Origin of the sequence: Streptomyces sp. NPDC093111 (genome assembly GCF_040683955.1) — a bacterium.
Lineage (GTDB): Bacteria > Actinomycetota > Actinomycetes > Streptomycetales > Streptomycetaceae > Streptomyces.
Window position 1 is genome coordinate 270,900 of sequence record NZ_JBFBNW010000007.1, and the last position, 21,080, is coordinate 291,979.

Here is a 21,080-nt window from a genome sequence, read left to right on the forward strand (position 1 = left end):
CTTACGCAGGCCCTCTCGACTGGATCGCCGTCCTGGCCGAGGGGGCTTCCTGCTATCCGGGGGCCGCTCTCCTAGGCGGCCAGGGAACGCGTCTTCACCGTGACCGGGTCGTCCAGACCCAGCACCCGCTCGCACAGCGGAAGGTTCTCCGCCGCCAGGGCCCGCGACTCGGCCTCCTCCCCCGCCGCCGCCAAGGTCTCGGCCAGACCCGTGCGGTTGGCCAGCAGATAGGGGTGTTCCCTTCCGAGTGCCCGTTCCTGCCCCTCGACGACCCGGCGCCCCAGCGTGAGGGATTCCTCCAGCTGTCCCAGCTTGCCGAGGATCCAGCTCAGCAGGACGGCCGCGGAAAGGGCAAGCGCGTGATCGGGTCCGTGGACGGCCTCACGCCCGGCCAGCGCCCTCCTGGCCGCCGCCTCCGCCTCTTCCTGCCGACCGAAGCGGTAGAGCCCGAACGCGTAGTTGTGGCGAGCCGTCACCGTGGTGAAGGCGTCGTCGCCCAGGTGCTCCTCGCATGCGGCGACGATCTCGGGACCCATCCGGTCGAACTCCTCGACTGCATCGGAGACGGCGAGGTACTCGATGAGGAGCGCCCTGGCGTGCAGCGTGTCCTGGTGGTGGTCGCCGAGGACACGTGACCGGATGCGTGCCGTGTCCCGCAGGGTGGCTACGCACTCCTCGGTCCGCTCCAGCTGACTGAGCGGTTCATGGATGTCCTGCCGGCTCTCCAGCGCCTCGGGGTGTTCCGGCCCGAACAGCCTCTCCCGGGCCTCCAGCACGCGCCGGTGCAGCGCCTCCGACTCCTCGAAGCGGCCGAGCCGGAACAGGGACACGGCCGCCCGGTGCTCCGCGCGGAGCACGGCCGGATCCTCCGCTCCCAGCCACTGTCCGGCCGCTTCCGCCGCGGTCTGGGCCAGGGAGAGCGCGGCCTGGAAGTCACCCATGTCGAAAAGACACGCGGCAAGGCGCGTGGCGAGCAGCACCGCGTGACCGGCACTCTCCGCATCCGTCACCCGCCGGAGCAGGTTCGCGGCGTGCGGGACCAGACGTGCGACGCGGAACGCGTCCTGAGCACGGGCTCCGCTCTCCGGAACCTCGCGCGCGAGCAGGTGCGCGGCGGCCGTGACGAGCAGCGCCCGCTGCTCCTCGGGTACGGCGGCGGCGACACTGTCCAGGACCACTCCGTGCGTCTTCACGCACCGAACCGGCACACCACCGGCGTCGAGACTCACCATCGAGACCAGTGAATGCCCCAGCAGGCCGCGGAGCGCGGCCTCGACCCGCGCCCCCGTCAGCGGCGTGGCAAGCGCCCCGAGGCCGGTCACGTCGATCGCTTCGGGACGGATGAGAGCCAGCGGTACCGGGTCGGAGCTCCAGCACGACAGCAGTCCGAGGAGTGAGGCGCATTCGGGGAGGCCGTCGCCCGCGAGGGCGGTCAGCGAGATCTCCCAGGTCCGCCCGACGAGCTGTCTGGCGTTTCTCTCGGAGTTCCCGGGCGTCGCGCCTTGGTCGATCAGCTCGGTCGGGTTGTCGTCCAAGTGCCGGCGGTAGTCGCTCATGGACCAGCTCTCCAGAAGTTGCCCTGACAAGAAGGATCCGGCCAGTGTCAACGCCAGTGGCAGGCAGTCGAGTCGTCGCGCCACGGTCGCCGCGTCCTCGGCCGATCCCGCTTCGGGAGCGAGGTCACGCAGCACCAGTGCGGCATCCTCGACCGGCAGTACCCCCAGGTGGTGCAGACGTGCCCCCTGCCACACCGGAGAGCCGGCCTGCCGTGTGGTGACGATGACCGTGCCCTGCGGACTCTGCCGCAGCCAACCTCCTTCCCCCAGCACCTCGGGATCATCCGCGTTGTCGAGAACCAGGAGCCATGGCTCCGGCGAGGAGTGGAGGTAGTGCCAGACGAGGTCTGCCGAGGCGCGTTGCCCTCCGTGGGCCGCGGCCAACTCGCCCGCCTGCGCTCCACGGTCCGCCGCGACGGCGAGCATGCCCGCACGGAGCGTCGCCCGTTCCGAGGCGTTGACCCACAGCCCCAGGCGCCTGCTCCCGCGGCTCACCTCGTTGAACACGGCCTGGGCCACCGACGTCTTTCCACAGCCTCCCAGACCGTGGAGGACGTGCACGCTTCCGGTCTCGTCCCGGGCCGCTGCCAGAAGACCGGGCAGGACATCCCTGCGGTCGCGCAGCACCAGCGGCGTCCGCCCCACGAGTGGCGTGCGGACCGAGTCCGGCGCCGACGAGACGGCGCCGGGGGCGGCGCGGGGTGCCGGGACGGCAGTACGGTCCGGGGACGGGCCGAAGAGGGACGGTCCGGCGTCGGCCGGATAGTGGTGATGGTGCTCGGTCACGTACTGGTCGCCCTGGGCCTGGTACACCCGGCCTTGGCCGGACGCCCGCCCCTGAATCACCGGCTCGGCGTGCCGCTCCGCGTCGTTCACCGCTCGGTGATGTGCTGGTCGCGGCCCGCCTGGTAGACGCGCCCGCTGCCGGAAGCCGTGGCCCGCATCCGCACCGTCCCCGCGGGGACGCCGTGGGAGCCGGGATCGGCTTCGGCGAGGACGCGGCGCAGCTCATCGGCGACCTCGGGCTGCTCGCGCAGGAGACGGCGCAGCCGGCCCGTCCATTCCTCACTCAGCTCCTGCTCGGTGAGGTCGTCCCCGCCCTCCCGGGCCGCGAGCAGATCGTCCCTGGTGGCTTCGAGCTCCCCTTCCACGGCTTCCGCCCGGGAGGGGCTGGCCCGGCGCCACAGCGCCACGACTCCGTCCCGGGTCCGCTCCCAGGCGTCCGTGGCCATGAGTGTGACCACGGCGACGCCCGCGGTGCGCGCGAGTTCCACCAACTGTGCTTCCATGAACGCCCCCTGGCTCGGCCGGCACAGCGACAGTCGCTCCGACCGGACGTCCACGATAGGTGCGCCCTCCGACACTGTCAGCCGGAACCCGCGCCGCCACCCCAGAGAGATCCGCTAACGCAACTCGTCCACGTACCGGTCCGTCCCCGGCACCGTCGGTACGAAGGGTGCCAGCAGCTCGACGCGGCCGCCCCACTCCGGTGCCACCAGGTCCGCGAAGTGGTCCGCCCAGCAGTCGCGCGGGTCGCGTTCCAGGAACCACAGGAGGGTCAGTCGGGTGTCGACGCCCTCGACCTGCTTCACGTACGTCATGCGGTCGCCCGGCAGCGGGGTCGGGCGGAAGAGCGTCACCATCGCGGCGGGTGAGCCCGCGAGGCGGCGCGGCAGTTCGCGGGAGCGCAGGTGCTCCACCAGGGCGTCCCGTGCCTCGGTGCCCTCGGTGTCGACCACCTGGAGGACAAGCCCGGCGTAGGGGTGGTCGAGGGCGTGGAAGTCGCGGGGGCCGGCCGCGCCGTCGCGGTAGACCGTCGTCTCGTGGTCCTGGAACGAGGTGAAGACGTGGGTGCGGTCGTGGTAGACGCGGGCGTCCCGGTTGAGGCGCTTGTTGATGCCGACGGTCCACTTCATGTGCTCGTCGTAGCGGCCCTCGGTGATCCAGTACGTGGAGAGGTAGCAGCCGGCGGTGACCGGCTGGGCGACCGCGGACTTCTCGGGGCCGCGCAGGTCCTGGAGGGCGCGGGTGGCGACCCAGCGGCGGCCGGCGAACATCCACGGCATGGCCATGGCGCCGGCGTAGTAGTGGTCGTCCTCGTACCAGCGGTTGTAGGCGTACTCGTGGCCCGGGTGCGGTTCGACCATGGTGATCAGCGCGTGGCCGGGGTGCACGCCGTACGGGCCGACCGACGCCAGTTCCGCGTAGGTCTCGATGTCGCTCATCGTCCTGCCCCTTCCCTGCTCGGTTCCGTGCACCTACTCTGACGGGCCGTCAGATCATTGAACAGGCCCAGGGAGGTTCCGGATGCCGTTCCAAGGACTGCTCCAGGGAAAGACGGTGGTCGTGTCGGGTGTCGGCGGCGGGCTCGGCCACCGGGTCGCCGAGACGGTGGTGCGGGACGGGGGCCGGGCGGTGCTCGGCGCGCGGACCGAGGCCAATCTCGTCAAGACGGCGGCCGAGATCGACCCCGGGGGCGACAGCACCGCGTACCGGGTCACCGACATCACCGACGAGGCCCAGTGCGAGGCGCTGGCCGCGCTGGCGGTGGAGCGCTTCGGCGGGATCGACGCCGTGGTGCATGTCGCCGCCTGGGACTCGTACTTCGGGGGGCTTGAGGACGCCGACTTCGCGACCTGGCAGGGGGTCCTGGACGTCAACCTGCTCGGCACGCTGCGGATGACCCGCGCCTGCCTGCCGGCCCTGAAGGAGCGGGGCGGCTCGGTGGTGCTGATCGGCACCCAGTCGGCGGTGGCCGCGCCCTCGCAGGTGTGGCAGGCGGCGTACGCGGCGTCCAAGGGGGCGCTGACCTCGGCGATGTACTCGATGGCGCGCGAGCTCGGGCCGCACCGGATCCGGGTCAACACCGTGCTGCCGGGCTGGATGTGGGGGCCGCCGGTCCAGGCGTACGTCCAGTTCACCGCGCACACCGAGCAGGTGCCGGAGGCCGAGGTGCTCGGGCGGCTCACGGAGCGGATGGCGCTGCCGGAGCTGGCGACGGACGGGGACGTCGCGGAGGCGGCGGCCTTCCTCGCCTCGGACCGGGCGCGGGCCATCACCGGGCAGTCGCTGCTGGTCAACGCCGGGGAGCTCATGCGCTGAGACGCTGCTGCACTGAGGCGCTGAGGCGCTGAGACGCTGATGCACTGATGCACTGATCCGCTGATCCGCTGATCCGCTGATGCGCTGATGCGCTGATGCGCCTCGCGCGCCCCGCCGGGACGCCGGCGGTCAGCCCCTCGGGTAGCGGGCCAGCCAGCCGGGCGCCGACTCGGCGGGGCCGTGCAGCGCGGCGCCCTGGGTCATCTCCATGGCGAAGTCGTCCGCGAGCTCCAGCACCGTCGCCCGGCCCTCCAGGCCGGCCAGCCAGGCCGGCGGGAGGGCCGTCTCGCCGTGCAGGGCGCCGAGCAGCGCCCCGGTCAGGGCGCCGGTCGCCGCGGACGGGCCGTCGTGGTTGACCGCGAGCCGCAGCCCGTGCCGGATGTCCTCGCCGACCGAGGCGCAGTACACGGCCGCCGCCAGCTGCCCGGCCGCCCGGTCCTCGGCCGCCCCGAGCGCCGCCACCCGGTCCGCGTCCGGCGCCCCCTGGCGTACGGCGCCCAGTGCGGCCTCCAGGGCCTCGGTGACCGGCTCGTGGCCGGGGCGCGGGGCGAGCTGCTCCAGCGCGGTGCGGGCGGCGCCGTCGACGCCGTCGCCGCGGGCCACGCCGTGCACGACGACCGCGAAGGCGCCGGCCGCCAGGTACCCGGCCGGGGCGCCGTGGGTCTGCGCCGCGCACTCCACCGCGAGCTGGCAGACCAGCTGCGGCTCCCAGCCGACGAGCAGCCCGAAGGGCGCCGAGCGGACCAGGGCGCCGGAGTCCGCCGCCGTCGGGTTCTTGGGCCGCTCCAGGGTGCCGAGGACCTCGTCGCCGAGGCCGGTCAGGCAGGCCCTGGCCGGGTCCCGGCGGACGTACAGCCACTCCTCGCGGGCCAGCCAGCCCAGATCGGCGCGCCGCTCGTCGGGGCCCCAGTCGCGCTGGGTCGCCGCCCAGCGCAGGTGCGCCCGGTGCACGTCGGTGGGCGGGTGCCAGGCGCCGGTGTCGCGGCGGACCTGGGCGCGGATGAGGCCGTCCACGGTGAACAGGGCCATCTGCGTGGCGGCCGTGACGGCGCCGTGGCGGCCGTGCGCGGGAACCGGCTCGGTCAGGCCGTCGGGGCCGTGGGCGGTGCGGAGTTCGGCGAGGGTGCGGCCGGCCGCGCCGGCGCCGAACGCGTCGCCGACGGCGCCGCCGAGCAGGCAGCCGCGGACGCGGGCACGGAAGTCCTGCTGTTCGGTGCGGCCCCACACGGCCGCGGCTGTGGTGGTCACGACGTGCCTCCCCCGGGTCAGCAGCTACTGGTCCAGCACTGTAATAGACCGGATGCGCTCGTTCGGGGCGCGGAGCGTTATGTGATCGGACGCCTGACAGTCCGTTTTCGGTAGCGTTTCGACCACAGTTCACCGGAAGTTCGCGGCCGGCCAGAAACATCCGCGCCATGAGCCCTGTGACACGAGTCAAGACCTCCGCCGCCGCGCTGGCCGCCGCCGCGCTCCTGGTGGGTCTCGGCGCCCCGACCGCCTCCGCGCACGCCCGCCCCGAGCACGGGCACGCGGAGCACTCCCGTACCGCCGTACCCTTCACCGCCGCGACCGTGACCGAGAACGCCGGCGGCACCTTCACCGTCACCTGGAACGCCCCCGGCACCCGCGCCGTCACCGTCCGCACCGACGGCCGCACCGTCGCCCGCGGCGGCTCCGCCGGCAGCGTCACCGTCACCGGGCTGCCCGCCGCCGACCGCCGCTGGTTCGACCTGGTCCCCGAGCGGGGCGGCTCGCTGCGCCTCGCCGACCGGCTGATCCGCCTCCAGGGCACGGTCAACTTCCGTGACGCCGGCGGCTACCGCACCCGCGACGGGCACTGGGTGAAGATGGGCGAGGTCTACCGCTCCGACGCCCTCGACAAGGCCACCGACGCCGACCTCGCCAAGCTGCGGCGCCTCGGCGTACGGACCGTCTTCGACCTGCGCATGGAGTCCGAGCGGGCCGCCGCCCCGGACCGCGTCCCGGCCGGCGCGCGCTACGCCGTCGCCGACGTCCTCGCGGGCACCGGCACCTTCACCGCCCTGCCCAAGTCCCCCGCCGAGGCCGAGAACATGATGGTCACGGGCAACCGCTTCATGGTCAGTGGCGGCACCGCCAAGGCCGCGTACGGCACGGTCTTCGACACCCTCGGCGACGGCGGCGTCCTCTTCCACTGCACGGCCGGCAAGGACCGCACCGGCTGGGCCGAGGCCGCCCTGCTCACCGCCCTCGGCGTCCCCGAGGAGACGGTCATGGCCGACTACCTCGCCAGCAACACCTACCGGGCCGCCGCCAACGAGGCCGTCCTCTCCCACCTCCCGCCCCAGCAGGCCGCCGTCTACAAGCCGCTCCTGGACGTCCGTCCCGCGTACCTGAACGCCGGCCTCGACGAGGTGGAGCGGGAGTACGGCTCCTTCCGCGCGTACCTGCGCGAGGGCCTCGGCGTCGACCACCAGGAGCTCAAGGAGCTCAAGCGCGAGCTCCTGGTGGGCTGACCCCGGCCCTACTCCTGGACGAGCGGCAGCAGCTCCGGCAGATGCCCGTCGGAGGCGCGCGCGACGCGCTGCCGCTCCTGGGGCACCTCCCCGTACAGCGTCGTCCGCGGCTTCGCCGGGCGGCCGGCGCTCCCGGCGATGGCCTCCAGGTCGCGGATCGAGCGGTACGAGCCGTAACTCGACCCCGCCATACGGGAGATGGTCTCCTCCATCAGGGTGCCGCCGAGGTCGTTGGCGCCCGAGCGCAGCATCTCCGCCGCGCCCTCCGTGCCCAGCTTCACCCAGCTGGTCTGGATGTTCGGGATGTGCGGGTGGAGCAGCAGCCGGGCCATCGCGATGACGGCCCGGTTGTCGCGCACCGAGGGGCCGGGGCGGGCGATGCCGGCGAGGTAGACCGGCGCGTTGGTGTGGATGAACGGCAGCGTCACGAACTCGGTGAAACCGCCGGTCTCCTGCTGGATGCGGGACAGCGTGCGGAAGTGCCCGAGCCAGTGCCGGGGCTGGTCGACGTGCCCGTACATCATGGTCGACGAGGACCGGATGCCCAGCTGGTGCGCGGTGGTGATCACCTCGATCCAGGTGGCCGTGGGCAGCTTGCCCTTGGTGAGCACCCAGCGGACCTCGTCGTCGAGGATCTCGGCGGCGGTGCCGGGGATCGAGTCGAGCCCGGCCTCCTTCGCGGCGGTCAGCCACTCCCGGATCGACAGGCCGGTGCGGGAGGCGCCGTTGACGACCTCCATCGGGGAGAAGGCGTGCACGTGCATGCCGGGGACGCGTTCCTTCACCGCCCGCGCGATGTCGAAGTACGCGGTGCCCGGCAGGTCCGGGTGGATGCCGCCCTGCATGCACACCTCGACCGCGCCGAGGTCCCAGGCCTGCTGGGCGCGGTCGGCGACCTGGTCGAGGGAGAGGGTGTACGCGTCGGCGTCCGTGCGGCGCTGCGCGAAGGCGCAGAAACGGCAGCCGGTGTAGCAGACGTTGGTGAAGTTGATGTTGCGCGTGACGATGTACGTGACGTCGTCGCCGACCGTCGCGCGCCGGACGTCGTCGGCGATCCGGGTCAGCGCGTCGAGGGCGGGCCCGTCGGCGTGCAGCAGGGCCAGGGCCTGCGGGTCGGTGAGCCGGGTCGGGTCGTCGGCGGCGACGGCCAGGGCCTCCCGCACGTCGGTGTCGATCCGCTCGGGGACCATGCCGGGCGCGGCGGCCTCGCGCAGCGCCTCCCAGTCCCCGTACACCTCGTCGAAGTCCTCGCGGCGGTCGCCGGTGCGGCCCTCGGTGTCGATGGTGCGGTGCAGGTCGGTGCGGCCGGCGCCGCTGAACGCCTCGTCGGGCTCCTGCCAGGGCAGTCCGCGCACGGGGGCGTCCGGGTTGGCCAGACCGGTCTCGGGGTCGGCGAGGGCCCGCACGTGCGGCAGCAGCCGCGGGTCCAGCCAGGGCTCGCCGCGGCGCACGAACTCGGGGTAGACGCACAGCCGTTCCCGCAGCTCGAAGCCGACCGCGCGGGACCGCTCCGCCAGTTCCTCGATCTGCGGCCAGGGCCGCTCCGGGTTGACGTGGTCGATGGTGAGCGGGGACACCCCGCCCCAGTCGTCGATGCCGGCCGCGATCAGCCGCTCGTACTCGGCGTCGACCAGGTTCGGCGGGGCCTGGAGGCAGGCGCTCGGTCCCATGATGAGCCGGGCCACGGCCACCGTGGCGACCAGGTCGTCGAGCTCGGCGTCCGGCATGCCGCGCATCGCCGTGTCCGGCTTGGCCCGGAAGTTCTGGATGATCAGTTCCTGGACGCCGTGGTAGGCGCGGGCGACCCGGCGCAGCGCGAACAGCGACTCGGCCCGCTCCTCGTACGTCTCGCCGATCCCGAGCAGCAGCCCCGAGGTGAACGGCACCGACGACCGTCCGGCGTCCTCCAGCACCCGCAGCCGGACCGCGGGCTCCTTGTCGGGCGACCCGTGGTGCGGCCCGCCGGGCTCGCTCCACAGCCGCTCCGAGGTCGTCTCCAGCATCATCCCCATGCTGGGGGCGACGGGCTTGAGCCGCTGGAAGTCCGTCCAGGACAGCACCCCCGGGTTGAGGTGCGGCAGCAGGCCGGTCTCCTCCAGGATCCGGATCGCCATGGCCCGCACGTACGCGATGGTGTCGTCGTACCCGCGCGCGTCCAGCCACTCCCGGGCCTCGGGCCAGCGGTCCTCCGGCTTGTCGCCGAGCGTGATCAGCGCTTCCTTGCAGCCGAGTTCGGCACCGCGGCGGGCGATGTCCAGCACCTCGTCGGGCGACATGAACATCCCGTGCCCGTCCCGGCGCAGCTTGCCGGGCACGGTCGCGAAGGTGCAGTAGTGGCACTTGTCCCGGCACAGCCGCGTCAGCGGTATGAACACGCTCTTCGAGTACGTCACGATCCCGGCCCGCCCGGCCGCCGCGAGCCCGGCGTCCCGCACCCGTCCCGCCACCCCGACCAGTTCCGCCAGATCCGCCCCGCGCGCCTGCAACAGCACCACGGCCTCGGCGACATCGAGCGCGACCCCGTCCCTGGCCCGCCTGAGGGCGCGGCGCATCGCGTTCTCGGTGGGTCCTGCGGGGCGTTCTGCCTGGTGATCCGTCATGGGGCGAGCATACGAGCGCGCGGCTGAGGTGCGTACGCGTACGTGTCCGCCGGCCTCCCGGGCGCTCCCGCGACGGGCGGGCCCGGCGCGCGCTCCGAGCCGTCGTCCGTCCCGTCAGAGGTGGACCGCCAGGGCGTCCAGCGCCCGCAGCACCTCCCCCTCGTCCCCCGGCGGCAGTTGCGCCACGACCTCCTCGCAGCCCAGCTCCGCGTAGTGGGCCAGTTTGCCGGGGTCGGGGTGGATGGCGAAGGGGACGACCTGGAGGGTCTTGGGGTCGCGGCCGGCCCGTTCCCACGCCTCGCGGAGGACCGGGAGGGTCCGGGTGAGGCCACGGCCGCCGATGGGCATCCAGCCGTCGGCGTAGTCGGCGATGTGCTCGAAGAGCTTCGGGCCCGCCGCGCCGCCGACGAGGGTGCGCGGGGCGCCGCCGGCCGGTTTGGGCCAGGCGAGGGAGGCGCGCACGGAGAGCCCGGAGGGGGCCGTGTACGCGGTGGGGTCGGGGGCCCACAGGGCGCGCATCAGGTGCACGGCCTCGCGGGTGCGTTCGCGGCGGGTGGACCAGGTGACGCCGTGGTCGTCGGCCTCCTCCCGGTTCCAGCCGAAGCCGACGCCGAGGGTGAAACGCCCGCCGGAGAGGTGGTCGAGGGTGGCGACGCGCTTGGCGAGGGAGATCGGGTCGTGCTCCATGACCAGGGTGACGCCGGTGCCGAGCAGCAGGTGCTCGGTGACGGCGGCGGCCTGGCCGAGGGCGACGAAGGGGTCCAGCACCCGCGTGTACTCGGGCGGCAGCGGGCCGCCGGCCGGGTAGGGGGTGGTCCGCTCGGCGGGGATGTGGGTGTGCTCGGGCAGATAGAGCCCGGCGAAGCCGCGCTGTTCGAGCTCGCGGGCGAGCCGCACGGGGGTGATGGTCTCGTCGGTCAGGAAGAGCGTGGTCGAGATCCGCATGACGGCACGGTAGGGGGTGGGGGGCCGAATTCCGAGAGGCGTGCGGGGAGGTTCGGGGGCGGGTGGTGGCCCGTGCCGGATCCGCCCGCGTCGCCACGGGCCCGGCGTCCCGAATCGCCGGGGTGGGTGGTGGACGGTGGGCACGTCGTGTTGTTCCGTCGTTCACGGGGTGGGAGGACAGTCAGGGGCATGACGGAGACCACCAGACGCGCGCTTCTCGTGACGGGCGCGGCGACCGCGCTTACCTTGGGGACCGTGAGCTTCGCCCGGGCCGACGGCGGGGACCTCGTCCGTACGGTGAGCGGCAGCCTCCCGCCGGGTTCCCCCGACTACGTGTACCTGCCGCTGGAGCTGCCGCGCGGGGTGCGCGAGCTGCACGTGGCGTACGGCTACGAGCGGCCGGCCGTGCCCGCCGGCACCCAGGGCAACGCGCTCGACATCGGCCTGTTCGACCAGCGCGGCACCGCGCTCGGCGGCCGGGGCTTCCGCGGCTGGTCCGGCGGGGCGCGGAAGGAGTTCTTCGTACGGGCCGACGACGCGACGCCCGGCTATGTCGCGGGGCCGCTGCGGCCCGGCCTGTGGCACCTCGTGCTCGCCCCGTACACGGTCGCCCCGCAGGGGCTCGCGTACACGGTGACGGTGACGCTGCGGCTGGGTCCGGACGCGCCCGCCGCCCCCGTCGCGTATCCGCCGGAGCGGGCCCGGGGGCGCGGCCGGGCCTGGTACCGGGGCGACTGCCACCTGCACACCGTGTACTCGGACGGGCGCCGCACCCCGGCCGAGGTGGCCGCGCTGGCCCGGGCGGCGGGGCTGGACTTCCTGACCGCCACCGAGCACAACACGCATGCCGGGCACGGGGCGTGGGCCGGGCTCGGCGGGGAGGACCTGCTGGTGCTGCTCGGCGAGGAGGTCACCACCCGCAACGGGCACGTCCTCGCCCTCGGCACCGATCCCGGCACCTTCGTCGACTGGCGCTACCGGGCCAGGGAGAACCGGTTCGGCCACTTCGCCCGCGAGATCCGCCGGGCCGGCGGTCTGGTCGTCCCCGCGCACCCGCAGGCCACCTGCGTCGGCTGCGCCTGGAAGTTCGGCTTCGGCGACGCGGACGCGGTGGAGGTGTGGAACGGGCCGTACACCCCGGACGACGAGGTCGCCCTGGCCGGCTGGGACGCGGCGCTGGCGCGCGGGCGCTGGACGCCGGCGATGGGCAACAGCGACGCGCACCGCGACCCCGACCGAGTCGGCACCCCGCAGACGGTGGTCCTCGCGGAGGAGCTGAGCCGGGCGGCGGTCCTGGACGGGCTGCGGGCGGGGCGGAGTTACGTCGCCGAGTCCTCGGCGGTCTCGGTGGAGTTCGGCGTCACCGACGGCCACGGGCGCACCGCCGGCATCGGCGAGCGGCTCGCCGTCCCCGCCGACGAGCCCGTCACCGTCCGCCTCCGCGTCACCGGCGCCCCGCCCGGCGGCACGCTCCGCCTCGTCACCGACCAGGGGGTCCTGCACACGGTCCAGGGCACGGACCGCGCCGAGTGGACGACGACCGCCGCCTACGCCACGTACGTACGGGCGGAGGTCCGGCACCCGGCGACGGCCCCGCCCCTGCCGGGGGCGCTCGCCGCGTTCACCAACCCGGTGTTCCTGGGGGCGGGTCCGGGCATCGGCCCTAGCTGCCGGTGATCGGCCGGCGGGCGGCGAGGGCGCCGTAGCCGCCGCGTTCCCACACCCGCTCGCGGAAGCCCTGGAGGGTGAGCGGGACGCGGTCCTCGCCGGGGACGTCGTGGAAGGTGACGGTGCCGCAGCGGTGGCAGTACCAGCCGCGCGACCACAGCTCCTCGGCCTGCCGGCGGCCCCGGGTGCGCCGGGCGTGGGCGGCCTCGCGGTACAGCAGCACCCCGGCCACGAGGACGGCGACGCCCAGCATGACGGCCGAGACCCCGCCGAGGAAGGACAGGTCGGGGCCGGGGTCCCCGCCGAAGGCGAACTCGTCCTCGGCCGCCGTCCCGGCGAGCCGCCATCCCAGGAAGGTGCCGAGGCTCACGAGCGCCGCGAGCAGCCCGAGGCCGCCGAGCGCGCGGCTCGGGCGTTCCGGCAGCGGCGCGAGCGCGTCGGCGAGGGCGGTGGTGGCCGTCCGCGTCACGGTGCGCAGGTCGCCGTCGGCGTCGCGTTCGCGGCTGGTGACGGCGTTGCGGCCGGCGAGGTACACGGCGGGCACCGCCTGCACCAGGTCGTCGCGCGCGCAGCCCGGGCAGGTGTGCGTGGTCCCGTTCATGGTTCCCCCTCGTCCCCGTGGTGCCGGTCCCTCCGGCACAGGGTGACGGGTCCCTGTCACCCGCGGGTCGCCGCCGCGTCACCGTTCCGTACCGCGGCGACCCGGCCGGTCCTCCCGGCCCTCCCGGCCCCGGCGGTCAGGCCCGGTACTCGGTGAGGTCGATCGCGTGGACGCGGAGCGCGTGGCCGAACTCGGGGTGGACGGTCTCCCGTTCCAGGGTCATGCCCAGTTTCCGCATCACGTTCTCCGAGGCCGTGTTCCCGGCCCGCGCGATGCTGATCACCCGGTCGAGGCCGCGGTCCTGGAGGGCGAACTCCAGGGAGGCGTGGGCGGCCTCCGAGGCGTAGCCCTGGCCCCAGAACTGGCGGCCGAGGCGCCAGCCGATCTCCACGTCCGGCGCCACCTCGGGCAGGAAGTGCGGCACCGACAGGCCCGTGAAGCCGATCAGTTCGCCGGAGCCGAGGAGCTCGACGGCGAAGAGCCCGAAGCCCTCCTCGTCCCACTCCTCCTCCCAGTGCTCGATGCGCTCCGCCGTCTGCTCCAGGTCGCGCACGGATCCGTCGCCGATCCATTGCATGACCTCGGGGTCGGCGTTGATCTCGGCCATGGGGACGAGGTCGTCGTCGGTCCAGCGGCGCAGCAGCAGTCGGGGGGTGAGGATCTCGGTCATGGGTCCATCATCCCGCGCGCCCGCGCCGTTGCGACATCCTGGGCGCATGCTGAAGCGACTGGAGACGTACTACGACGCCGTTCCCCGCTCCGCCGCCCGCGCCGAGGAGTTCGGGCCGCTGACCCTCTTCGTACGGGACGGGGCGGGGTGGCCGTACTACGCGCGGCCCGCGCTGGGTCACGAGGGCGCGGTGTCCGTGGCGGCGGTGGAGGCCGTCCGGGCGCGGCAGCGGGAGCTGGGGGCGCCCGAGGCGTTCGAGTGGGTGGCGGAGACGACGCCGGGGCTGCGGGCGGCGGTCGAGGCGAGCGGGCTCGTGGTGCACGAGCACCCGCTGATGGTGCTCGCGGAGGGCGCCGGGACGCCGGGCGCGCTGCCGGAGGGCGTCACCGTACGCATGGTCGGCGTCGGCGATCCCGCCCTGGAGGCCGCGGTCGCCGCCCCGTACGCCGCCTTCGGCGCCACACCCACGCCGGGTGCCGCCGGGCAGGTCCGGGACAGGATCGCGGCGGGCCTCACCCGGCTCGCCGCGGCCTTCGACGCCTCCGGCACCGCCCTGGCGGCCGGGCAGCACCAGACGGTCGGCACGGTCTCGGAGGTCGTCGGGGTCGGCACCCGCCCGGAGGCACGGCGCCGGGGGCTCGGGCTCGCGGTCACCGCGGCGCTCGTCGCCGACGCGCGCGCGGCGGGCGTGACGACGGTCTTCCTGAGCGCCACGGACGCCACGGTGGCCCGGATGTACGCCCGCCTCGGCTTCCGGACGGTCGCGACGGCACTCATCGCGGAACCGGCTGAACCGGCTGAACCGGCGGAAGCAGCTGAAGCGGCTGAAGCTACGGAACCGGCGTAAGCAACCGAGCCAGCGGAAGCGGCCGAACCGGCCGAAGCCCCGGAGGAGCCCGCTCCAGCCGCTCCGAAAGAAGTTTCCCGGAAGCTGTCACATCCTCCGCGCGCGCTCCGTCAGTGCTGTGAAGGCAACGGAAGACGCCGCGACGGCGGACCGACACACACCCGGGAGCGACCATGCAGTACGAGATCAAGGCACGGATGACCAACCCCGCCCACCTGCTCTCCGACGCCGGGCCGGCGATCATGGACCTGCTGAAGGCCACCCGCCAGGGCGGGGTCCCCGAGTCCACGCTGGAGCTCGTGCACCTGCGGGCCAGCCAGATCAACAACTGCGGGTTCTGTGTGGACTTCGGGGCGAAGAGCGCCCGGAAGAACGGGGTCTCCGACGAGAAGCTGTTCGCGGTCGCCGCCTGGCGCGAGGCGCCGTACTTCTCCGACGAGGAGCGGGCCGCGCTCGCCCTCGCCGAGGCGGCGACCCGGCTCGCCGACCGCTCGGACGCCGTGCCGGACGAGGTGTGGGACGCGGCCGCCGACCACTACGACGAGAAGCAGCTCGCCTCGATCGTGCTGATGGTCGGCGTCACCAACCTCTTCAACCGGATCAACGTCACGACCCGGCAGCCGGCCGGGGCGGGGTTCTGAGGGCCGGTTCCCGCACCATCCGCACGTCGACCGGGTCCTCGGACTCGATCGTGAAGCCCGCCCGTTCGTAGAGCCGGCGCGCCGCGCTGCCCTGGACCACGGTCAGCCGGACCGGGACGCCGTCGGCGTCCGCCCGGTCGAGCAGCGCGGTGAGCACCGCCGTCCCGAGGCCCCTGCCCTGGGCCTCGGGGGCGAGGTAGAAGTGGGCGAGATAGCGGCCGGGGCCGTGCGGGTGCGGTCCGAAGGCCACGCAGCCCGCGAAGGCGCCGTCCACCTCGACGACCGAGGTGTGCTCGGGCCGGAACTCGTCCCGCAGGCGTTGGCGCACCCGGTGCGCGTCGTAGCGGCCCAGGCGCTCCAGGTCGTCCCGCATCACGACGGCCTTCAGCTCGGCGACGGGCTCCACGTCCGCCGCGCGCGCGGCGCGTATCCGCCAGCCCCGTCCCCCACCCGTTTCCGTGTACACGTACGCATCCTAAGGAGACCCCCCTGTCCGTCGTCCGCGTGGCCACCCGCGCGGTCGCCCTGCCCGGGGCCCGGTGTCCGCCGCGCGTAACCGGATCGCGTCCGTCCGCGTTGGAGCGGGCATGAAGAAGATCCTCACCGCAGCCGCCCTCGCCGGACTCGCCGTGGCGGGTGGCCTCACGGCCGCCGCCGGGACCGCCGCCGCCGACACCGGCGGTGCCAACCTCCCCTCCGTCCTCCCGCTCAGCGGGGTCCTCATGCCGCAGGGCAAGGGCGCGGCCCCCGCCGCGATGCCCGGCGCCAACAAGCTGGTGTCGGGGCTGCTGCCCGGCGGGCACTGACCGGCGGGAGGACGACGAAGGTGGCGGGACCCCCCACGGGCCCGCCACCTCGTCGTTTCCGTCAGCCGACGGTCGCGGAGTCCATCAGTCCGCGACCACCAGTGACGGGGTCTCCTTGGTGAGCACCTCGCCGCGGAAGAACGCGGGGCTGCGGCGCTGCATCACCAGCATGATCACCACGCCGAGCAGCAGCAGCCCGACGCCGATGACGAAGACGGAGCCGACGCCGAAGACCGCGGAGCCGGAGCCGTAGGCCGGGTCCCACATGTCGTACAGCGTCTTGCCGAAGACGGCGGTCAGCATCAGGCCGCCGAGGGCCGGCATGAGGCCCTTGAAGGCGAAGTCGCGCACGGAGCGGAACAGCTCGCCGCGGAAGTACCAGACGCAGGCGAAGGCCGTCAGGGCGTAGTAGAAGCAGATCATCAGGCCGAGCGCGTAGATCGTGTCGACCAGGACGTGCTCGCTGACCAGGGTCATCACGGTGTAGAACACGCCGGTGGCGACGCCGGCCACCACCGTGGCCTTGCCGGGGGTCTTGAAGACCGGGTGGACCTTGGTGAAGGACTTCGGCAGGGCCTCGTAGGTGGACATGGCCAGGACCGTGCGGGCGACCGGGATGAAGGTCGTCTGGAGGCTGGCGGCGGCCGAGGCGAGCACCGCGACGAAGAGCAGGATGCCGAGGGCGGGGCCCATGACGGGGCCGGCCAGGGCGGCGAAGACGTTGTCGGAGGTCGCCGGGTTGGCGAGGCCGAGGCCCTGGTCGCCGGAGCCGACGGCCATCTGGGCGGCGATGCCGGTGGCCAGGTAGGAGCCGACCAGGACGACCATCGCGATGAGCGCGGCGCGGCCGGGGGTCTTCTCGCTGCCGGTGGTCTCCTCGTTGGAGGCCATGCAGGCGTCCCAGCCCCAGTACATGAAGATCGACAGGGAGAGTCCGGCGGTGAACGCGGCGAAGGACTGCACCGCGAAGGGGTTCATCCAGGACCAGGAGAACGAGACCGAGGTCTCGAAGGAGCCGGCCTTCGACAGCGCCATCGCCACGAAGAGGCCGAGGACGACGAGCTGGAGGCCGACGAGGGTGTACTGGAGGCCCTTGGTGGCGGTCATGCCGCGGTAGCTGATCGCGGTGGCGGTGGCGATCAGGGCGAGGCAGGTGACGATGTGGACGGCCTTGTTGTCGTCCAGGGCCGCGATCGAGGGGTTGCCCGTGATCTCCCCGGCGAGCAGCCAGAAGTACGAGGTGGCGACGCCGGCCAGGTTGGACAGCACGATGATCGTCGCGATGACCAGGCCCCAGCCGCACATCCAGCCCAGCTTCGGGCCGAAGGCCTTCACCGTCCAGGTGAAGGAGGTGCCGCAGTCGGGCATGACCTTGTTGAGCTCGCGGTACGCGAAGGCGACGAGCAGCATCGGCAGGAAGCCCGCGAGGAAGATCGCGGGCATCTGGAGGCCGACCTCGCCGGCGGTGGAGCCGAGCGTCGAGGTGAGGCAGTAGACGGGGGCGACGGTGGAGATGCCGATGACGGCGCTGCCGAGCAGACCCACGGAGTTGCCGCCGAGTCCCTTGGTGCGCACGCCCTGGGTGTGGTCACCCGCGGTCGCGGTGCCCCTTACCGTGTCTCCGGCCTGGGGCCGCACATCCACCTGAGTCATGAACAGGACGTTAAATGCTGCGGTTTCCACATCCGGAAGACCGTAGTCCGCTCATTTGATCGATCATCACCTTGCATTGAGAGGGCGAATCCGGACAGTTGCCAATGATTGAAAGATCGACGACCGCACCGGACCGACCAAGCGGTAGGTCCGGTGCGGAGTGTCCGATATGCGGGAACCGCAGCACTGCCCGGAATGTCCGATTCCAAAATTTCCCGAGGAATTTTTCCGGGGGTTTTGCGGGGGATCCTCCGGGGGAACCTCCGGGGGATCCCCGAGCCCTCAGCCGGGCCAGACCACCGCCTGCGTCTCGCTGTACGCGTGCAGCGCGTACGAGCCCACGTCCCGGCCGACCCCGCTCTTCTTGAAGCCGCCGAACGGCGCCTCCATGTTCCGGCCGATGGTGTTCACCCCGACCCCGCCGGCCCGCAGCCGCGCCGCGACCCGGAAGGCGCGGGCCACGTCGCCGGACCACACGTAGTCGATCAGCCCGTAGTCGCTGTCGTTCGCCAGCGCGATGCCCTCCTCCTCGTCGTCGAAGGGGACCACCACGACCACCGGGCCGAAGATCTCCTCCCGCACCACCCGCATCTCGTTGGTGCACTCCGCCAGGAGCGTCGGCGCCACGTAGAAGCCGCGGTCGAGGCCCGGACCGGCCGGGCGCTCGCCGCCCGCCACCACCGTGGCCCCCTCCTTGCGCCCCAGCTCGACGTACGACTCGATCCGGTCCCGGTGGGCCGCCGAGATCACCGGGCCGACCACCGTGCCCCGCTCCGCCGGGTCGCCCACCTTCATGAAGGCGAGATAGCCGGTCAGCTTCTCGATCAGCCGGTCGTGGATCCCGCGCTGGGCCAGCACCCGGGTCGGCGCGGTGCAGATCTGCCCGCTGTAGAAGGAGAAGGTGGTGCCGATCCCCAGCACCGCCGCGTCCAGGTCGGCGTCGTCGAAGACCAGCGCCGCGCCCTTGCCGCCCAGCTCCATCAGCTGCCGCTTGAGGTCCCGGCCGCAGACCTCGCCGATCGCCTGGCCGACCGCCGTCGAGCCGGTGAAGGAGACCATGTCGACGTCCGGGGAGTCCACGGCGGCCTCGCCCACGGCCGGCGCGGAGCCCGTGACGAGGTTGACCACCCCGGCCGGGACCCCCGCCTCCTCCAGGGCGCGGACCATCGCGAACACCGACAGCGGGTCCTGCGGGGCGGGCTTCACCACGACCGTGTTGCCCATGGCGAGCGCCGGGGCGATCTTGCCGGCCGGGTTGGCCCAGGGGTTGTTGTACGAGGTGATGCAGGTGACCACGCCGACCGGGCGCCGCACCGCCACCGCCCCGAACACGCCGGCCTTCCCCATCGGGCCGGCCTCGTTGATCTGCGGGGGCAGCGCCTGCTCGACCGGCTCCAGGGCGCCGCGCGCGTAGCGCCGGAAGCGCGAGGCGCCGACCGCGACCTGCATCCCGCGCGCGGTCGCGGTGGTCGCGCCGGTCTCCGCACGGGCCAGCAGGGCGTTCGCGTCCGCGTCGCGGGCCATCAGGTCGGCGGCCCGGTCCAGGATCGCGGCCCGCTCCTCCGGCCTCGTCCGCGACCAGCTCGCGAAGGCCTCGCGGGCCGCCCCGGCCGCCGCGTACACCTGGCCCCGGGACGCCTCCGGCGCGAGGCCGACGAGCTCCTCGGAGGCGGGGTCGATCACCTCGTAGTGCCCGCCGTCGGGCTCGACCCACTCTCCCCCTATATAGAGGCGCTCCCTGATCTCCCGCGTCATCGCGTGCTCACCGTCCTCGTGTCGCGGCCCGAGCGCAGCACCCGGCCCGGGATGGCGCCCGTCACCTCGTCGTCGCGTACCGTCTCGACCCCGTTGACCCGCACCGACACGATCCCGACCGCCCGCGAGTCCAGGCGCGGGCTGTCGCCCGGCAGGTCGTGGACCAGGGTCGCCGGGCCCGCGTCGATCCGCTCGGGGTCGAAGAGGACCAGGTCGGCGTGGTAGCCCTCGGCGATCCGGCCGCGCTCGCGCAGCCCGAAGAGCCGCGCCGGGTCGTCGCTCAGCATCTTCACCGCCTGCTCCAGCGGCACCAGCTTCCGGCCGCGCAGGCAGTCGCCGAGGAAGCGGGTGGTGTACGGCGCCCCGCACATCCGGTCCAGGTGGGCGCCCGCGTCGGAGCCGCCGAGCAGGACGTCCTCGTGCTGCCAGGTCTCCTGGCGCAGCGCCCAGGACGCCGGGTCGTTGTCGGTGGGCATCGGCCACAGCACGGTGCGCAGCTCGTCGTTGGCGCAGATCTCCACCAGGCACTGGAAGGCGTCCTGGCCGCGTTCGGCGGCGATGTCCTTCACGACCCGGCCGGTCAGGCCCTCGTTCTCGGCGCTGTAGGTGTCGCCGATGACGTACCGCCCGAAGTGCGCCAGGCGCCGGAAGACGCCGGCCTCCTTGGAGTCGGCGCGGCGCAGCAGCTCGGCCCGTACCCCGGGGTCGCGCAGCCGCGCGATCCGCTCGGGCACCGGCAGGCCGAGGACCTCGCCCCAGCCGGGGATGAGGTTGAGGGCGCAGAAGGTGCCGAGCGACATGTTCATGGGGGTGAGGATCGGCATGGTGAGGGCGACGATCCGGCCGCCGGACTTGCGGGCCCGCTCGGAGGCGAGGAGCTGGCGCGGGACGCGTTCGGGGACGGTGGCGTCGATGGTGAGGACGTTCCAGTTGAGCGGGCGGCCGGCGGCGGCCGTCATCTCGACGAACAGGTCGATCTCGGCGTCCGAGAACTGGTCGAGGCAGCCCGCCAGGATCGCCTCGATCTGGGTGCCCTCGTGCTCGCCGACCGCCTTCGACAGGGCGATGAGCTCGGCGGGCAGGGCGTGCCGGGAGGCGACGGGGGCGCCGTCGCCGTCGGAGTGGGTGGCCGACTGGGTGGTGGACAGGCCCCAGGCGCCGGCCGCCATGGCCTCCTTGAGGAGCGCGACCATCCGGGCCAGCTGCTCCTCGGTGGGCTGTCCGCCGACCGCGTCGGCGCCCATCACGTACCGGCGCAGGGCGCAGTGGCCGACCATGAAGCCGGCGTTGACGGCGGTGCGGCCGTCGAGGGCGTCCAGGTACTCGGCGAAGGAGGACCAGCTCCAGTCGACGCCCTCCTCCAGGGCCGTCAGGGCCATGCCCTCGACCTTGGACATCATCCGGCGCGTGTAGTCGGCGTCCTCGGGCCGGTCCGGGTGGAGCGGGGCGAGGGTGAAGCCGCAGTTGCCGCCGGCGACGGTGGTGACGCCGTGGTTCATGGACGGGGTGGCGAAGGGGTCCCAGAAGAGCTGGGCGTCGTAGTGGGTGTGCGGGTCGACGAAGCCGGGCGCGAGGACGAGGCCGGTGGCGTCCTCGGTGCTCCGGGCCTCCTCGGCGACGGTGCCGGGCGCGGCGACGACGACGATCCGGCCGTCGCGGATGCCGACGTCGGCGGTGCGGGCGGGGGCGCCGGTGCCGTCGACGACGGTGGCGCCTCGGATGAGGTGATCGAGCATGACCG

18 protein-coding genes are annotated in these 21,080 nt (G+C 73.5%); 6 read left to right on the top strand and 12 right to left on the bottom strand.

The window, feature by feature from the left end:
• Positions 1-71 precede the first annotated feature (71 nt).
• The 3 genes from AB0Q96_RS14530 to AB0Q96_RS14540 all read right to left on the bottom strand — a co-directional run bounded on the left by AB0Q96_RS14530 (position 72) and on the right by AB0Q96_RS14540 (position 3,781).
• Positions 72-2,432 (bottom strand): tetratricopeptide repeat protein, encoded by a 2,361-nt coding sequence (locus AB0Q96_RS14530; protein ID WP_365325198.1) that lies wholly within the window; start codon positions 2,430-2,432, stop codon positions 72-74.
• The gene (locus AB0Q96_RS14535; protein ID WP_365325200.1) at positions 2,429-2,845 is read right to left on the bottom strand and encodes a hypothetical protein; all 417 of its coding nucleotides are present in this window, start codon (positions 2,843-2,845) and stop codon (positions 2,429-2,431) included. The genes AB0Q96_RS14530 and AB0Q96_RS14535 overlap by 4 nt, the downstream gene beginning before the upstream one ends.
• 114 nt (positions 2,846-2,959) lie before the next feature.
• Entirely contained in the window at positions 2,960-3,781 is an 822-nt protein-coding gene (locus AB0Q96_RS14540; RefSeq protein ID WP_365325202.1) for a hypothetical protein, read from the bottom strand.
• Positions 3,782-3,863: 82 nt separating this feature from the next.
• Between AB0Q96_RS14540 and AB0Q96_RS14545 the strand changes: the two genes are divergently transcribed.
• A complete protein-coding gene (locus AB0Q96_RS14545; protein WP_365325204.1) occupies positions 3,864-4,658 on the top strand; it encodes an SDR family oxidoreductase in 795 nt (264 codons plus the stop codon).
• Positions 4,659-4,787: 129 nt separating this feature from the next.
• Here the strand turns inward: AB0Q96_RS14545 and AB0Q96_RS14550 are convergent, their stop codons facing one another.
• Positions 4,788-5,906: an ADP-ribosylglycohydrolase family protein gene (locus AB0Q96_RS14550; RefSeq protein WP_365325206.1), complete on the bottom strand. Its 1,119-nt coding sequence runs from the start codon at positions 5,904-5,906 to the stop codon at positions 4,788-4,790.
• Between the two features lie 167 nt (positions 5,907-6,073).
• Between AB0Q96_RS14550 and AB0Q96_RS14555 the strand changes: the two genes are divergently transcribed.
• On the top strand, positions 6,074-7,153 hold the full coding sequence (locus AB0Q96_RS14555; protein ID WP_365325208.1) for a tyrosine-protein phosphatase: 1,080 nt from the start codon (positions 6,074-6,076) through the stop codon (positions 7,151-7,153).
• 8 nt (positions 7,154-7,161) lie between these two features.
• Here the strand turns inward: AB0Q96_RS14555 and AB0Q96_RS14560 are convergent, their stop codons facing one another.
• Positions 7,162-9,753, bottom strand: coding sequence for a bifunctional FO biosynthesis protein CofGH (locus AB0Q96_RS14560; RefSeq protein ID WP_365325210.1), 2,592 nt, complete (start codon positions 9,751-9,753; stop codon positions 7,162-7,164).
• Positions 9,754-9,867: 114 nt separating this feature from the next.
• On the bottom strand, positions 9,868-10,698 hold the full coding sequence (locus tag AB0Q96_RS14565; RefSeq protein WP_365325212.1) for a TIGR03619 family F420-dependent LLM class oxidoreductase: 831 nt from the start codon (positions 10,696-10,698) through the stop codon (positions 9,868-9,870).
• A 189-nt stretch (positions 10,699-10,887) separates the two neighbouring features.
• Between AB0Q96_RS14565 and AB0Q96_RS14570 the strand changes: the two genes are divergently transcribed.
• Entirely contained in the window at positions 10,888-12,375 is a 1,488-nt protein-coding gene (locus AB0Q96_RS14570; RefSeq protein ID WP_365325214.1) for a CehA/McbA family metallohydrolase, read from the top strand.
• Here the strand turns inward: AB0Q96_RS14570 and AB0Q96_RS14575 are convergent.
• Positions 12,362-12,967 carry a hypothetical protein gene (locus AB0Q96_RS14575; RefSeq protein WP_365325216.1) on the bottom strand — a complete coding sequence of 202 codons (606 nt, stop codon included), beginning with the start codon at positions 12,965-12,967 and terminating at the stop codon, positions 12,362-12,364. The genes AB0Q96_RS14570 and AB0Q96_RS14575 overlap by 14 nt on opposite strands.
• Before the next feature lie 136 nt (positions 12,968-13,103).
• Positions 13,104-13,637 carry a GNAT family N-acetyltransferase gene (locus AB0Q96_RS14580; protein WP_365325218.1) on the bottom strand — a complete coding sequence of 178 codons (534 nt, stop codon included), beginning with the start codon at positions 13,635-13,637 and terminating at the stop codon, positions 13,104-13,106.
• Between the two features lie 46 nt (positions 13,638-13,683).
• Here AB0Q96_RS14580 and AB0Q96_RS14585 point away from each other — a divergent pair, with 46 nt between their 5' ends.
• The gene (locus tag AB0Q96_RS14585; protein ID WP_365325220.1) at positions 13,684-14,484 is read left to right on the top strand and encodes a GNAT family N-acetyltransferase; all 801 of its coding nucleotides are present in this window, start codon (positions 13,684-13,686) and stop codon (positions 14,482-14,484) included.
• Between the two features lie 173 nt (positions 14,485-14,657).
• Positions 14,658-15,125, top strand: coding sequence for a carboxymuconolactone decarboxylase family protein (locus tag AB0Q96_RS14590; protein WP_365325222.1), 468 nt, complete (start codon positions 14,658-14,660; stop codon positions 15,123-15,125).
• Here the strand turns inward: AB0Q96_RS14590 and AB0Q96_RS14595 are convergent.
• Positions 15,091-15,591 (bottom strand): GNAT family N-acetyltransferase, encoded by a 501-nt coding sequence (locus AB0Q96_RS14595; protein WP_365325224.1) that lies wholly within the window; start codon positions 15,589-15,591, stop codon positions 15,091-15,093. The two genes, AB0Q96_RS14590 and AB0Q96_RS14595, sit on opposite strands and share 35 nt — an antisense overlap.
• 121 nt (positions 15,592-15,712) lie before the next feature.
• Between AB0Q96_RS14595 and AB0Q96_RS14600 the strand changes: the two genes are divergently transcribed.
• The gene (locus AB0Q96_RS14600; RefSeq protein WP_365325226.1) at positions 15,713-15,931 is read left to right on the top strand and encodes a chaplin; all 219 of its coding nucleotides are present in this window, start codon (positions 15,713-15,715) and stop codon (positions 15,929-15,931) included.
• 84 nt (positions 15,932-16,015) lie between these two features.
• Here AB0Q96_RS14600 and AB0Q96_RS14605 read toward each other — a convergent pair whose 3' ends face one another.
• The 3 genes from AB0Q96_RS14605 to AB0Q96_RS14615 all read right to left on the bottom strand — a co-directional run bounded on the left by AB0Q96_RS14605 (position 16,016) and on the right by AB0Q96_RS14615 (position 21,075).
• Positions 16,016-17,584 (bottom strand): APC family permease, encoded by a 1,569-nt coding sequence (locus tag AB0Q96_RS14605; protein WP_365325228.1) that lies wholly within the window; start codon positions 17,582-17,584, stop codon positions 16,016-16,018.
• 282 nt (positions 17,585-17,866) lie between these two features.
• Positions 17,867-19,339 carry an aldehyde dehydrogenase family protein gene (locus tag AB0Q96_RS14610; RefSeq protein ID WP_365325230.1) on the bottom strand — a complete coding sequence of 491 codons (1,473 nt, stop codon included), beginning with the start codon at positions 19,337-19,339 and terminating at the stop codon, positions 17,867-17,869.
• On the bottom strand, positions 19,336-21,075 hold the full coding sequence (locus AB0Q96_RS14615; RefSeq protein ID WP_365325232.1) for a D-aminoacylase: 1,740 nt from the start codon (positions 21,073-21,075) through the stop codon (positions 19,336-19,338). The genes AB0Q96_RS14610 and AB0Q96_RS14615 overlap by 4 nt, the downstream gene beginning before the upstream one ends.
• Between the last annotated feature and the right edge of the window lie 5 nt (positions 21,076-21,080).

Coding starts and splice junctions, on each gene's coding strand:
- AB0Q96_RS14585 (WP_365325220.1), top strand. CDS start 13,684: ATGCTGAAGCGACTGGAGACGTACTACGACGCCGTTCCCCGCTCCGCC.
- AB0Q96_RS14535 (WP_365325200.1), bottom strand. CDS start 2,845: ATGGAAGCACAGTTGGTGGAACTCGCGCGCACCGCGGGCGTCGCCGTG.
- AB0Q96_RS14580 (WP_365325218.1), bottom strand. CDS start 13,637: ATGACCGAGATCCTCACCCCCCGACTGCTGCTGCGCCGCTGGACCGAC.
- AB0Q96_RS14605 (WP_365325228.1), bottom strand. CDS start 17,584: ATGACTCAGGTGGATGTGCGGCCCCAGGCCGGAGACACGGTAAGGGGC.
- AB0Q96_RS14610 (WP_365325230.1), bottom strand. CDS start 19,339: ATGACGCGGGAGATCAGGGAGCGCCTCTATATAGGGGGAGAGTGGGTC.
- AB0Q96_RS14600 (WP_365325226.1), top strand. CDS start 15,713: ATGAAGAAGATCCTCACCGCAGCCGCCCTCGCCGGACTCGCCGTGGCG.
- AB0Q96_RS14615 (WP_365325232.1), bottom strand. CDS start 21,075: ATGCTCGATCACCTCATCCGAGGCGCCACCGTCGTCGACGGCACCGGC.
- AB0Q96_RS14555 (WP_365325208.1), top strand. CDS start 6,074: ATGAGCCCTGTGACACGAGTCAAGACCTCCGCCGCCGCGCTGGCCGCC.
- AB0Q96_RS14560 (WP_365325210.1), bottom strand. CDS start 9,753: ATGACGGATCACCAGGCAGAACGCCCCGCAGGACCCACCGAGAACGCG.
- AB0Q96_RS14545 (WP_365325204.1), top strand. CDS start 3,864: ATGCCGTTCCAAGGACTGCTCCAGGGAAAGACGGTGGTCGTGTCGGGT.
- AB0Q96_RS14575 (WP_365325216.1), bottom strand. CDS start 12,967: ATGAACGGGACCACGCACACCTGCCCGGGCTGCGCGCGCGACGACCTG.
- AB0Q96_RS14590 (WP_365325222.1), top strand. CDS start 14,658: ATGCAGTACGAGATCAAGGCACGGATGACCAACCCCGCCCACCTGCTC.
- AB0Q96_RS14570 (WP_365325214.1), top strand. CDS start 10,888: ATGACGGAGACCACCAGACGCGCGCTTCTCGTGACGGGCGCGGCGACC.
- AB0Q96_RS14540 (WP_365325202.1), bottom strand. CDS start 3,781: ATGAGCGACATCGAGACCTACGCGGAACTGGCGTCGGTCGGCCCGTAC.
- AB0Q96_RS14565 (WP_365325212.1), bottom strand. CDS start 10,698: ATGCGGATCTCGACCACGCTCTTCCTGACCGACGAGACCATCACCCCC.